Raw genomic sequence first — 12,350 nt, 5'->3', positions numbered from 1 at the left:
AAAGCTTAATCCCGCAAAAAAGCGAGGGGATAACTCATATTCTCAGCAAATCCCAAGATACCTCCATCTCGATGCTCATAGAGTAACTTTCCTTGACTATCAAATAAAAAAGTCCCTCCCCGTTGGGTGAGATAACTACTATCGGGGATATATGTTGACCAATTGCCCAAAACTTGAGTCATATTACGCAGTCTCAGGGTGGCTAATTCAAAAGGTCGCTGAAAACCTTGACCCCCAGCAAGATTGAATAGGGAACCCCGGAAAGCTGGTAAAGGCCGCGCTTGTATTGTTTCCTCCTCGGCAATTAATTGGGGGGCTTTGCGATCGCCACGATAACCCCGCAGCACTTCGGCCAGAGTCCCCGGACTACCCACACCCGCACACATCAAAATTAGATTTAACCAGGCATTTTGTCCGGGGGAAAATCTCGGTAATTTTAACGATAAACCGCGATACAGTCCTAATAAATCGTGTAATTCAGCTTTCGGGTCAACAAACAGCCAATCTTGCCGAAATTTCGTATATTCAGCGAATTTTAAACCTGAATTGCGATCGCCGATACCGATGGCACGAATGGTAATCCCGGCATTTTGCCAAAGGGCTGCCTCTTTTTCTAACCACCAAGCGTATTCGAGACTATCAAAATCTCCCAATTGCGGCCAAACAAGAATTAAAAGACGTTTATAGTCGGCACAATCGCTTAAAATTGGCACTATTTGCCCATCGCTGACTCTTTGGCGTTGAATTGTTGAAAATATTTCATATATACTGCTCATAGATAAATTTCTCCTAATAAAACCTCCTCTTTTGCTCCCGTGACTTTCGGTAAATTACTGGGGAAATTGTGCCAGCGCCAATAGGCCAAAAGGGCAAAAGCGATCGCTTCTTTAAAATCGCTATTTAATCCTACCTCATCAGTGGTCAAAAGCTTGACATTTGACCCCAAATGTGCTAGTAGTCTTTGGCGCAGGTAGGCATTATGAGCGCCACCACCACAGAGCAGCACTTCTGCGGGCATTTCTGGCAAAAAGGTTTGATAGCTGTGGGCGATCGAAATGGCGGTTAAATCGGTTAAACTGGCCAACCAGTCGGCATCACTGAGGGAATAAGCTTGGGCATCCCGGTGCAATTGGGCTAGATAGGCGGGGCTAAATAACTCTCTGCCGGTGGATTTAGGGGGATATTGTTGAAAATAAGGCTCCTGTAGCCATTTATGAACTAATTCGGAGCAGGGTTGACCCTGGGCCGACCATTGACCGTTATGGTCGTAGGTTTGTTGGCCTTGGCTCAAAAATTGTACGGCCAAATCGATGAGGACATTGCCGGGGCCGGTATCCCAACCGAAAATTTTTTGCTGCCAATTTTCCGTTTGTCGGGGGGGTAGATAGGTTAAATTGCCAATACCGCCGATATTTTGGACGCAGCGGGCTTTGGTGGGGTGAGAAAGCAGATAAGCGTCAATTTTCGGCACTAGGGGCGCACCGTGACCAGCTTGGGCGATATCGGCAGCGCGAAAATTACTAATGGTGGGAATACTGGTGATTTTTGCGATCGCTGCTCCCCGTCCTAATTGTACCGTGTAACCGAGGCGATCATTTTGGGGGGGTCGATGAAAAACGGTTTGACCGTGACTGCCGATTAATTGGGCTTTTGGGGCTTCTTTTTGGATATTTAAGGCGGCTTGGGCGAATTCTGCGGCGATGTTATCATCTAAGCTGGCTAAAGCTTCAATAGATAGCTTTTCTCCCCCACAGACTTGCAAAATTGTCTCTCGTAATCGGGGGGAATAGGGATAGGTTTCCCCTGCTAATAACTGCACCTGTGGAGATTCCACTGTACCGCTAATCTCCACTAAAGCGGTATCGATGCCATCCACCGATGTGCCACTCATTAAACCGATAACTAACAAGTTTTTTCCCTCAACTGTCGATTGTTGATTATTTTATCCCCCCCCCGACAATAGTAACAATTTCTAATTTATCCCCCTCCTTGATTTCCGTGTTTTCCCAATACTGACGATGGAGGATTTCCCCGTTATATTCCACTGCAACTAACCGAGGATTCATGCCCAAATTTTCTAGCATTTGCGGTAGTTTAGTTGCGGGTAAACAGGTTTGAGTTTTGCCGTTAATTTGCAAGGTTATTTCTGACATGGATTTGGATAAGTAGTCGTGCAAAATTAATTTCCTAGTCGAGACAGGAGACAGTATTCAGGAGACAGGAGACAGCTTTTTTCTCCCCACACCCTACACCCCACACCCTACACCCCACACCCCACACCCTACTTTAATTGGGTTAATAATTCTTGTGTCACCACATCGGGGTGCTGCGCTTCCATGATGGCCCGGACTACAGCTACCTGTTGCGCTCCTGCCTCTAAAACCTCTTTAATGTTATTACTATCAATACCACCGATCGCAAACCAGGGTAAAGGGCAATTTTCCCGCGCATAACGGACGTATTCCAATCCTGCGGGGGTTTTTCCCGCTTTGGTGGGGGTGGCATAAACTGGACCAACTCCCACATAATCGGCCTTTTCTTGGATTGCTTTGGCCATCTCTTGGGGATTAGTGGTGGACCGGCCGATAATTGCCGTCGGGCCGAGAAATTGCCGCGCTAGGGAAATCGGTAGATCCTGTTGACCGAGATGAACACCATCAGCATGAACGGCCTGAGCAATATCGACGCGATCGTTCATAATAAACAAAGCATCATAACGGTGGCATAACTCACACAGTTTAGCAGCTTCTTCTAAACGAATCGTATCAGCGGCGGTTTTATGGCGGTACTGCACCAATTTTAAACCTGCTTTTAGGGCTAATTCGACGATTTCTAACAGATTTTCGGCGGGAGAAGTGACTAGATAGAGGGGAGATGCTTTTAGTTTTTCCAGAGGTGGCGAGATTAATAGTTTACTCTCTAGCTGATAAACCCGATAGCGCAGCTGTTTACAGGCTATCCCTAGCTCTAGATCATAGAGTTTACCGTATTCTTCTAAAACCCTAAAAGCCTCCTGTACGCGAGCGAGATTTGCTTGCAGCAGTCCCTCGACAGTCTCCCGGATTTCTTCCCTGGGATGACTTAAATTTGTGCCGATATCGCCGGCTGTGTCCCGATGTCGTTTAAGATCGATCGAGTGCCAACTAGCTAATTGATGGCGCATTTCTTTACATTCTTGGGCTAAATTGGGATTATCTAAGCCAAAACGACACCATTCTTCGATAATTCGCAGTCCTTCTCTAGCGCGGTCAAGGTTAGCATCGAGAATCCGTTTAATCGCCGTGGTTTCTAGTTTCATTTGCCGTCAATGTAGAGTTATGATAGCCGTTAGTCGTCAGCTAAAATATTACTATTCTTGGCCCTTGTTCGGGGAATAGCCGAGTCGGCATCAGACAGGCAACAAAGAGGGAGGAGAAACCCAGTCCAAGGATAATTTTAAGCCGAGGGGAGATTCTTAAGCGCCCCTAGGTATTCCACCAATTGCCGATGATCCGGGTTATGTAGCGGGTAGAGACGATTGTAACAGATGGTGACGAGGGCTTGCAGATCGTCCACTAAATCCTCAGCTGCAATGGATTTCTGGGGTTGATTGAGGAGAATGACTTGGATTTTCAAGAAACTGCACAAACCCAAAATAAAATCATGACAAAAGCGGCCAACACTTTCTGGATGGGTTAAAACTAGACATTCCAACCCACCGTTACACATCATCTCTACTAGACGCATAAGATTAGGGCGATTGTGACTGACTCCGTTGCCGATATCGCTGAGAATTTCAAAGGGTTGACCCTGCTGATGACAAAAGTCTTCTAAGGCTTTTATTTGATCCTCTAGTTGTTGTTTTTGTTCAGGTCGGTTAACACGAGCATAGCCAATGATAAATGGGGTTGATTGAACAGATTGTAATATATCTTGCCGTCGGTAGCGCCGATGACCACCAGGGGTACGAATTGAGGAAATTTTCCCCTGTTGTTCCCAGCGCCGGAGGGTTTTAATGCTAACTCCGAGCAAGCCCGAGGCTTCTCTAATCGTGATTAGGTTATCCATACATAGTAACTTGGTTTTAAATTAGAAAAATTTATTGTAGGAGAATCGTTCAACCTGAGACAGTGTAGTTGTCCACCTTCACCCTGTGATTACCTCGAGTAGGAATAATAGTCATTTCAGATAGGTTTAATATAGTCTAGACCGACAAAACTCTTAGGAAATCTGGTATTGATATTCTCAAGCTTAATTGAAATTACTATATACATAACTCTATCGACAGGACTCGGTTTTAAATCAAAGAAATTCCTGAGGGTAGAATTGTCTAACTTAAGACAGGTGTTTGTCCACTTTCATACTGTGATTAGCTCCCAATGCTGATTGAAGAAGATTTATGATGGCTCATAATACATCTTTCCACAGAGATTTGGAAAAAAATTCTTTGTTCTCCTAAAACCTGAGTTTCCCCGATCATCGCACGGGATAACTTGTTATAGGTGCCAATCCAAAAGACTCTGCTGTAGGGATTAGTTGTATTCTTAACCTTATCCCCATTTTAACGCAGCTGCCTGGTTAGGGAATTGATTGGCTTTGAACTGAAGTTTTGACGTTAAACAATGTTAAGTTTTGTATATGATCCCTCTCTTGATTAAGTTTTATAACAGTTTGAGATATTTCTTAAAACTAGAGCCTGTTTATTTATCCAGCTTTCACCAAAAAGCTTGGGTATAGATCATATTATTGTGGTGGATTCCTTTAGTAATGATCGCACTGTGGAAATTGCCCAACGTTAAGGCTATATAATTAAGCTTTGGGCAATTTGTCCCACCATAATTCTTGACCGCGAAAAACTGATGTCCTCTTTACTCTCCGCTATTCCCCTCGACGCGATCGCTTATAATCCCCAGGGTTTAGTACCAGCGATCGCTCAAGACTATCTTGATGCTACAGTGTTAATGATGGCCTGGATGAATCGGGAATCCCTCGAAAAAACCCTCACCACCGGGGAAGCGTGGTATTGGAGTCGTTCTCGTCAAGAATTATGGCACAAAGGAGCCACCTCGGGCCATATCCAAAAAGTGCGTCAAATTCGCTACGATTGCGATAGTGATGCTATCTTGCTGACTGTTGAGCAAATCGGTGATATCGCCTGTCATACCGGCGAAAGAAGCTGTTTTCATCAAGTAAATTGGCAAAAATCACCGCCAGCGGCCGACACCCTCTCGGAATTGTTTAAGGTAATTTGCGATCGCAGAGACGATCCTCATCCGGAATCCTACACCTGTAAACTTTTGGCCGGGGGAGATAACAAAATTCTCAAGAAAATCGGCGAAGAATCGGCAGAAGTGGTCATGGCCTGCAAAGATAATGATGGCGATGCTATTGCTGCAGAAGTGGCCGATCTTTTTTATCATACTCTCGTCGCTCTCGCCTATCATCAAGTTCCTCTGCGAGATGTCTATAAAAAATTGCAAGACCGGCGCCGGTAATCAGTTATCAGTTATCAGTTATCAGTTATCAGATTTGAGTTTTAAGTGGGTGGGTGGAATTAAATATAAGATGAACGTAGGTTGGGTTGAAGCATGAAACCCAACGCCAGATTATGTTACGCTACCGCTAACCCATCCTACAAATAATTGTGCCTCCCTACTTAAGTGTTAAGTTTCCGATTCCTGAATACCGACTCCTGATTCCTGAATACTGTCTCCTGAATACTGTCTCCTGAATTCTGACTCCTGAATACTGTCTCCTGACTCCTGAATACTGACTCCTGATTCCTACTTTATATTTGTGGTTTACGACTTAGTAATTATCGGTGCCACTCCTGCGGGGATAGAAGCGGCTTTGTTGGCTGTTCACCTCAAAAAAAGGGTGGCTTTAGTGCAACAGCCTTCTAGTGACAATTTAGAGGCATCTGAGGACATTTTTAGCAAGGGATACAGCCAAATTATCAATCTCTATAAACTGCTCAATCATTGGCAAGAAACGGCCATTTATCCCCAATGGCAACGGTTGCGGCAATGGTTAGAGGAAGTGGATAAAACTATTAATAAATATCATTCTTTGGCAAGATTAGCCACGGAAGGAATAGATGTGATCCCGGGTGGGGGGGAATTTGTCCGGCTGCCCCATTTAGGATTCGTGGTTAACGGTCGGCAATTGTTGGCTAAACACTATCTTATCGCCCCGGGTTTTTATCTGCAAGTCCCGAAAATTTTCGGCTTAGATGAGGTTAATTATTTTACCGCTCAAACCCTTTGGCAAGAGCCAAATTTAGACAAGTTGGGACAACATTTAGCGATTATTGGTAACAGCAGCATGGCTGTGAGTTTAGCGCAAATTCTCCGACGTTTGGGGAAAGAAATTAGCTTAATTATCGAGAATAATTATCTACTGCCGGATATTGATCGGGAAATCTGCCATTTAGTTACTGCCATTTTAGAAGCGGAAGGAATTAAGATTTTACCCGGTTATTGTCCTAGTCAAGTGAAAGCGATCGAGGGTCAAAAATGGCTACAATTAGGCAATCGTGTTATCGAAGTTGATGATCTCATTTTTGCCGGTAATTATCAAGTCAATGAACAGGGATTAAATTTGGCCGGGGTGGGAGTTAAACTAGAACAAGGATTAATTAGGGTTAATCAGCAATTACAAACCGATAATTCCCGCATTTATGCCCTAAATTTGCTCAGAAATAATTATCCCGATCCTACTTTAAATCACCGGGCTGCTTTTGGGTTAGTCAAGCATCTGCTCACGGGAGAAAAATTTAACTTTAATCCCGATCAAATTCCCTCATTTATTGCTTTTGATCCTGCTATTGCTTGGGTGGGTTTAACTGGAAAAGCAGCCCGGGAGAGCTATGGTGAGGAGGTAAAGATGATTAACTATCCCATCAAAAATATAGTGGCACAGCAAATCTGGGGAGAAACCACCGGATTTTGTCAATTAATCTACCGACAAGATGGTAAAGTACTGGGAGCGCAAATAGTCGGTAATCAATCGGCAGAAATGATCGGTATCATCAGTTTAGCTTTACAAGAAAATTTAACCATACAATCCCTCAATAAAAATATTTATGCTTGGGGAAGTATGGGAGAGGTTATCGGAGAAATGACGCAATTAATCCCCCAGAAAAAATCTTGGTTAACTTGGCTAAAAAAATTATTCAGATAATTAGATGTAAAAAAAGAAGATTAAATTATGAAACCGAAATTTATTGTCTTTGAAGGTATTGATGGATCGGGAACAAGTACCCAAGCAAAACTCTTACAAGAATATTTTTTCAAGCGAGGGGAAAAAGCAGTTTTAAGTCCGGAACCTTCCGAGGGAGTCATCGGTCGTTTGATTCGAGAAATAATGCAAACTAATCTTATTTCTATCCAAGATCAAAATCAATTTGACCGACAAATGGCTTATTTATTTGCAGCTGATCGCCATTATCACTTATATAATGATCACGATGGCGTTTTTAAACTTATTCACCAAGAACAAACCCACGTTATCACTACTCGTTATTATTTTTCTTCCCTGGCCTACAATTGCAATAATCCCGAAGAATTGGCTTTTGTTCGGCAGTTAAATCAACATTTTCCCAATCCAGATATAGTTATTTATATCGATGTTATTCCCGATATTTCTCTAGCGAGAATTAAAAACAGAGCCATCACAGAAGTGTACGAAAAACAAGAAAAATTAATGAAAGTTCGTCAGATGTTTATCGAGATATTTAAAGAATATAAAGATAATTATTTACAACTGGATGGCAATGATACAATAGAACACCTTCACCGAAATATTATTAATTATCTTGAACAATTAATTTAAATCCATGCTCAGTACAGAAACCACCCCTAAATTCATCTACCAACCCCACTATAAACCTAATCAATTAATCTGCGGTCACGGACAAACGGCAATTATCACGGGATGGACAGTAAAACAGTCCCTTGCTAAACATTTAAATCCCGACCAATACGCAGTAATTGGCAATCTTTATAGTCCCACCAGAGGAATTAGTCCCCTGCTGAGAAACTTAATAGCAAATCCCCACGTTAGATATTTAGTTATTCTCAACGCTACCAAGGAAGATAAAAACTCTGGTAGCTGTCAGTGTTTGCTAGATTTTTTTAGTCAAGGATTTCAGTTAGGAAAAAGTGACACAGGTAGAGAATGTTGGTTAATTAATTCTCCTATCACGGGATATATTGACAAAGAAATTGACCGAGAAACCCTCGAAAAATTACGTCAATCGATTCAATATCAACTGGTTAAATCCATCCCAGAAGCGATTGAAATCGTCAAAAGTTATGCAGAACAATCTCCCTTACCAACTTGGGGAGAACCCTTAATCTTTCCCCTCTTAGAAAATCTTCCTTCTCTGCTACCTGGGACAAGATACGGTCATCGCATTGAAGGAAAAACTATTGCCGAAACCTGGGTAAAAATTCTCCAAAAGATTAAAACCACCGGCACAATTAGACCCACAGGATATGATGGTAAATGGCAAGAATTAATTGACCTAATGGCCGTTGTCACCGATGAACCTCCAGACTTTTACTTTCCCGAACCTAATTATTTGCCTATAGATAGACCTTTTCTCACCGAATATATCGGACAAATTCTCGATGATTCTCCCTGTACAGAAGGAGTTAAATACACCTATGGTCAAAGATTGCGCTCTTGGTTTGGCCGAGACCAAATTGCACAGGTTATCAATAAATTAATCTCAGAAATTGACGCAGCCAGTGCAGTTATGTCCCTCTGGGATGTGAAAGACCACGAAAAGGGAGGTAGTCCCTGTTTAAATCATATTTGGGTGCGAGTGGTGGAAAATGAATTATCCCTCACCGCAATATTTAGAAGTAATGATATGTTTGCCGCTTGGCCGGCAAATGCCATGGGATTGCGCGCTTTACAGCAACATATTAGGGATGAGATTAGCAAGCGCTCCGAATACAATTTATCAATGGGTCCATTAATTACTATTAGTCAATCGGCCCATATATACGATGATACTTGGGAGAATGTCGAACGATTAATCGCCACCCAGTACGATAAAATTGTCAATCAGCGCGATTTTTTTGACCCTAGCGGTAACTTTTTGATTTCCGTGGAAAAAGAACAAATTCTCGTCCAACAAACTACCCCCGGCAGTGGGGAAATTGTCGCCTGTTATCAAGGCAAAAATCCCCTGAAATTAATCCGCGAGCTTGCCGCTACTAATCCCGCAATCATTCCCGAACATATCGGTTATCTGGGAATCGAGTTACAAAAGGCATACAACTGTCTCAAGAATAATCAGCCTTATATTCAAGACCAGTAGATAAGTGGGAAGTAGGAAGTGGGGGCATCTCAATAATATTATTGTAGGGGCGAATTGCATTCGCCCTCTTTTAATAACTTCTGCTGCTCACCAAAATCACAAATATAAGATGCACCCAATCAGTGAACTTAAAACTCAAATCTGATAACTCGACTGAATCTAAGACCTAATTGGTTAAGCCAAAAGCTTTGATGTGCTTAGTTTCTAACCTTCTTTTTAGGTAAGAGAATTGCCAGATTCTTTCTTTTGCCTTTTGCCTTCAGAAGCTGATAACTGATAACTGATAACTGATAACTGATTACTGGTCCTTGTTTGCCGAACCAGCACCGCGATATTTGAGAGATGAGGAGCGAATTGGGTTAGCCACCGTGGGATTATTGGTGATTTTAACCTCCGCACCGCGATATTTACCCCCTCGCTCCTTGACAGGAGCCTCGGCGACTGTTGGCTCCATATAGGTGGCCCCACGGTACTTTTTCTCGCCGGCGGTTTCTGGAGTGGGGACGGGGATATTCTTCTGCTCTTCTCGTCCTTGCCATAAAAAGGTGACGACAATCACAACTGTCAAGAGAATTAATAGCTGAATCTGCCAAGGAGCTAAAACCAGACTCAACACTAAACTAATTACCGTGGCGGCACTGGCGAGATAAGCAATTTCATCGCTGGACTTCTGCCAGAAATAGGCAGCCAGAGCAGCGGTGAATAGTGGCAACAAAAACAAATAGGACATTCTGGGTACACCTTGTCATGCTAGTGAACCAATCTCCCTATATATTACCTCCCTAGCTTCGATCGGCGAAAAATATTAACTTAGCTTATACATCCTATAAGTTTTATTTTGTCAATCCTTCTTTACAATTCGTAAAAATATTGTTACATTTATTTACATGAACTAAAAGTTAAAGCAAAACAGCCAAGACAGCAAGCCGGTTTAGATTGTCTCGAAGAGTATAGGACAGAAGATGATTCCTTGAGTCCGAGACAACGGCAAAAAACTTGGCCTACTAGCTTAAAAAGTTTTCGGGGTTTGGGTTTACCCCATTGACAGATTTGCTTGAGTTCTCCTACATAACTTAGCGCTACCTCGGCTGGACACCGAGGTTTTTTATTTTGTGACAGCGTTTTCGACTGAGTAAAACGTAGGCTCTCTTATTCTTTGTGTGATAAGTTTAGATTATCTAGAAGCGATCAATCTTTGTGTTCTTTGGGTCTTTGTGGTTCGTTCCAGTTGATTGCCAGCAGGAATGTATCCTATAATACATTTTACCCACCAAACCCAAGAGAGCCAAACGTAGATAAATTAATTGAGATTACCTACTTAATTAAAAATTAACTTCATTTTGATGCACGGAATCCAAATAAAACTTGATTACATCTTCCGATGCACCCTGACATTGCAGCTGGCCTTTATTCAGCCAAATTGCTTGGTCACAGGACTCTTGAATTAAAGTCAAATCGTGGGAAACTACTAAAATAGTAGCGTTAGAATTCCAGAATTTTTTTAAACGTCGTTTACACTTATTTTTAAAACTTTCATCCCCGACGGAAAGGACTTCATCAAGAATAAGAATATCGGGGTGAACCTCTGTTGCGATCGCAAATCCTAAACGAGCCACCATCCCAGAAGAAAGAGATTTCACCGGCGCTCCCATATATTCTTCTAACTCAGCAAAGTCAAGGATATCTTTGGTTTTTTCCTTCATTTCCTGACGCGAAAATCCCAGCATTACCCCATAGAGAATAATATTATCTTTTACTGGTAAATCTGGATCAAAACCCGCTCCTAATTCAATTAAAGAAGCAATTTGTCCCCTGACTCTCACCTGTCCCTTTGTCGGTTCCAGAATACCACAAATAACTTTTAGGAGAGTAGATTTTCCTGCGCCATTAGCTCCAATGATACCTAATTTTGCTCCAGAATTAATTACTAAATCTATATCATCTAGAACTAATTTTTTGGCAGGTTGACGATATTTACCTTCAAGAAGAGAGAAGATTGTCCTTTTTAGATCGTAGGAAAATTCTTCTTGAGTGCGTCTTTCGAGAGACACTTGATCGAGTCGAATTACTTCTGTCATTTATAATAAATCCATAAATAAATGTCGCCAGAGTCGGAAGCAAGTCCAACCAATTCCTAAGATAATGATCCCACCGAGTAGAGATTGAAAAATCAAACTAAAATCCGGTAATCCGGGGGAAAGGGACAATTGGCGAATACTTTCAATTACTGGTAATAATGGGTTTAATAGGAGGAATGGTTGTACGGAGGGAGGAATAATTTCTGGAGGATAGAAAATCGGGCTGCTAATCCAAGCGACAAAACAAACAATTTCGTAAAAATAGGGTAAGTCTCTGAAGAAAACGTAGAGGGTACTAACAAAGAAACCCACTCCCGTGCAAACCAGAGAAAGACCGATCACGGGAAAAATCAGAGCAATTACATTAATTAAACTTTGAGACTTCCAGAGAGTTACTATAGCCAAAAGGGGAAAGATACTAATAGCAAATTGAAAAATATTTGCCACTACCATGGAAACGGGAAAAATGCTAACTGGCAGACGAATTTTATTTAAAATACTGCCATTACCAACAATACTAGGTAAAGCTTGGTTAGTGGAAGCATTAAAGAAATTTATGACGACTAAACCAGTGAAAGCCGCTAGGACATAGTTAACTATAGAATTATCAAAATAAGAGGCGAAAACCGTGCCGAAAATTGCCGTGTATAGTGCAGTCATAATCACGGGATTTAACAAAGACCAGTAAACCCCCAGAAAAGAACCCCGATAGCGTCCCTTGAGATTACGTTCCACTAAAACACTAAGCAATTCGTAATATCGCCGCGCTGTTGACCATCTAGTTTTTGCTTGGAGATCGGTCATAGGGATAATTGTCATCTCGTCAGTATTCAGTGCCTTATTCTAAACGATTACCGTCAATCTTGTCTATCGATCGAGGGAGTACTCTAGTTTTTATCCAGTCCCCGACGACTCTCCCTCTTCGGAAAAAGTTCCCTTCTTGGTCGATTTATCTGGCTCAA

General features: G+C 42.1%; 12 protein-coding genes. 4 read left to right on the top strand and 8 right to left on the bottom strand.

From position 1 onward, the window contains the following. Positions 1–5: 5 nt before the first annotated feature. The 5 genes from H6G40_RS09965 to H6G40_RS09945 all read right to left on the bottom strand — a co-directional run bounded on the left by H6G40_RS09965 (position 6) and on the right by H6G40_RS09945 (position 4,047). Positions 6–776, bottom strand: coding sequence for a peroxiredoxin-like family protein (locus tag H6G40_RS09965; RefSeq protein WP_130757412.1), 771 nt, complete (start codon positions 774–776; stop codon positions 6–8). Beyond that, a complete protein-coding gene (locus H6G40_RS09960; RefSeq protein ID WP_002739809.1) occupies positions 773–1,909 on the bottom strand; it encodes an anhydro-N-acetylmuramic acid kinase in 1,137 nt (378 codons plus the stop codon). The genes H6G40_RS09965 and H6G40_RS09960 overlap by 4 nt, the downstream gene beginning before the upstream one ends. A gap of 28 nt (positions 1,910–1,937) precedes the next feature. Further along, on the bottom strand, positions 1,938–2,153 hold the full coding sequence (gene thiS / locus H6G40_RS09955) for a sulfur carrier protein ThiS (protein ID WP_190537598.1): 216 nt from the start codon (positions 2,151–2,153) through the stop codon (positions 1,938–1,940). Between the two features lie 128 nt (positions 2,154–2,281). After that, a complete protein-coding gene (locus H6G40_RS09950; protein ID WP_190537596.1) occupies positions 2,282–3,298 on the bottom strand; it encodes a thiamine phosphate synthase in 1,017 nt (338 codons plus the stop codon). Positions 3,299–3,435: 137 nt separating this feature from the next. Further along, a complete protein-coding gene (locus H6G40_RS09945) occupies positions 3,436–4,047 on the bottom strand; it encodes an IS607 family transposase (RefSeq protein WP_130757568.1) in 612 nt (203 codons plus the stop codon). A 791-nt stretch (positions 4,048–4,838) separates the two neighbouring features. Here H6G40_RS09945 and hisIE point away from each other — a divergent pair. The 4 genes from hisIE (at position 4,839) to H6G40_RS09925 (ending at position 9,310) form a co-directional block, all read left to right on the top strand. Continuing rightward, complete coding sequence (gene hisIE / locus H6G40_RS09940; protein WP_123231062.1) at positions 4,839–5,474, top strand: bifunctional phosphoribosyl-AMP cyclohydrolase/phosphoribosyl-ATP diphosphatase HisIE; 636 nt, start codon at positions 4,839–4,841, stop codon at positions 5,472–5,474. Between the two features lie 301 nt (positions 5,475–5,775). Beyond that, entirely contained in the window at positions 5,776–7,161 is a 1,386-nt protein-coding gene (locus H6G40_RS09935; RefSeq protein ID WP_002739626.1) for a dihydrolipoyl dehydrogenase family protein, read from the top strand. Between the two features lie 27 nt (positions 7,162–7,188). After that, a complete protein-coding gene (gene tmk / locus H6G40_RS09930) occupies positions 7,189–7,812 on the top strand; it encodes a dTMP kinase (protein ID WP_002739947.1) in 624 nt (207 codons plus the stop codon). A gap of 4 nt (positions 7,813–7,816) precedes the next feature. Further along, complete coding sequence (locus H6G40_RS09925) at positions 7,817–9,310, top strand: thymidylate synthase (protein ID WP_069475396.1); 1,494 nt, start codon at positions 7,817–7,819, stop codon at positions 9,308–9,310. Between the two features lie 298 nt (positions 9,311–9,608). On the opposite strand, the gene H6G40_RS09920 is transcribed toward H6G40_RS09925, so the two are convergent. The 3 genes from H6G40_RS09920 to H6G40_RS09910 all read right to left on the bottom strand — a co-directional run bounded on the left by H6G40_RS09920 (position 9,609) and on the right by H6G40_RS09910 (position 12,192). Next, positions 9,609–10,040: a DUF4278 domain-containing protein gene (locus H6G40_RS09920; RefSeq protein WP_002793009.1), complete on the bottom strand. Its 432-nt coding sequence runs from the start codon at positions 10,038–10,040 to the stop codon at positions 9,609–9,611. A gap of 592 nt (positions 10,041–10,632) precedes the next feature. Beyond that, positions 10,633–11,388: an ABC transporter ATP-binding protein gene (locus H6G40_RS09915; RefSeq protein WP_002739797.1), complete on the bottom strand. Its 756-nt coding sequence runs from the start codon at positions 11,386–11,388 to the stop codon at positions 10,633–10,635. Continuing rightward, entirely contained in the window at positions 11,389–12,192 is an 804-nt protein-coding gene (locus H6G40_RS09910; protein ID WP_176721683.1) for an ABC transporter permease, read from the bottom strand. It lies immediately after the preceding gene. Positions 12,193–12,350 lie beyond the last annotated feature (158 nt).

The organism is Microcystis viridis FACHB-1342 (assembly GCF_014698335.1).
Taxonomy (GTDB): Bacteria; Cyanobacteriota; Cyanobacteriia; order Cyanobacteriales; family Microcystaceae; genus Microcystis; species Microcystis ichthyoblabe_A.
The sequence above is the reverse complement of the archived record's forward strand: the minus strand, read 5'-3'. Positions and strand labels throughout refer to the sequence as shown.

Bases quoted from the DNA above. Each gene is read 5' to 3' on its own strand.
- H6G40_RS09965 (WP_130757412.1), bottom strand. From the start codon at position 776: ATGAGCAGTATATATGAAATATTTTCAACAATTCAACGCCAAAGAGTC.
- thiS (WP_190537598.1), bottom strand. From the start codon at position 2,153: ATGTCAGAAATAACCTTGCAAATTAACGGCAAAACTCAAACCTGTTTA.
- H6G40_RS09950 (WP_190537596.1), bottom strand. From the start codon at position 3,298: ATGAAACTAGAAACCACGGCGATTAAACGGATTCTCGATGCTAACCTT.
- H6G40_RS09945 (WP_130757568.1), bottom strand. From the start codon at position 4,047: ATGGATAACCTAATCACGATTAGAGAAGCCTCGGGCTTGCTCGGAGTT.
- hisIE (WP_123231062.1), top strand. From the start codon at position 4,839: ATGTCCTCTTTACTCTCCGCTATTCCCCTCGACGCGATCGCTTATAAT.
- tmk (WP_002739947.1), top strand. From the start codon at position 7,189: ATGAAACCGAAATTTATTGTCTTTGAAGGTATTGATGGATCGGGAACA.
- H6G40_RS09925 (WP_069475396.1), top strand. From the start codon at position 7,817: ATGCTCAGTACAGAAACCACCCCTAAATTCATCTACCAACCCCACTAT.
- H6G40_RS09920 (WP_002793009.1), bottom strand. From the start codon at position 10,040: ATGTCCTATTTGTTTTTGTTGCCACTATTCACCGCTGCTCTGGCTGCC.
- H6G40_RS09915 (WP_002739797.1), bottom strand. From the start codon at position 11,388: ATGACAGAAGTAATTCGACTCGATCAAGTGTCTCTCGAAAGACGCACT.
- H6G40_RS09910 (WP_176721683.1), bottom strand. From the start codon at position 12,192: ATGACCGATCTCCAAGCAAAAACTAGATGGTCAACAGCGCGGCGATAT.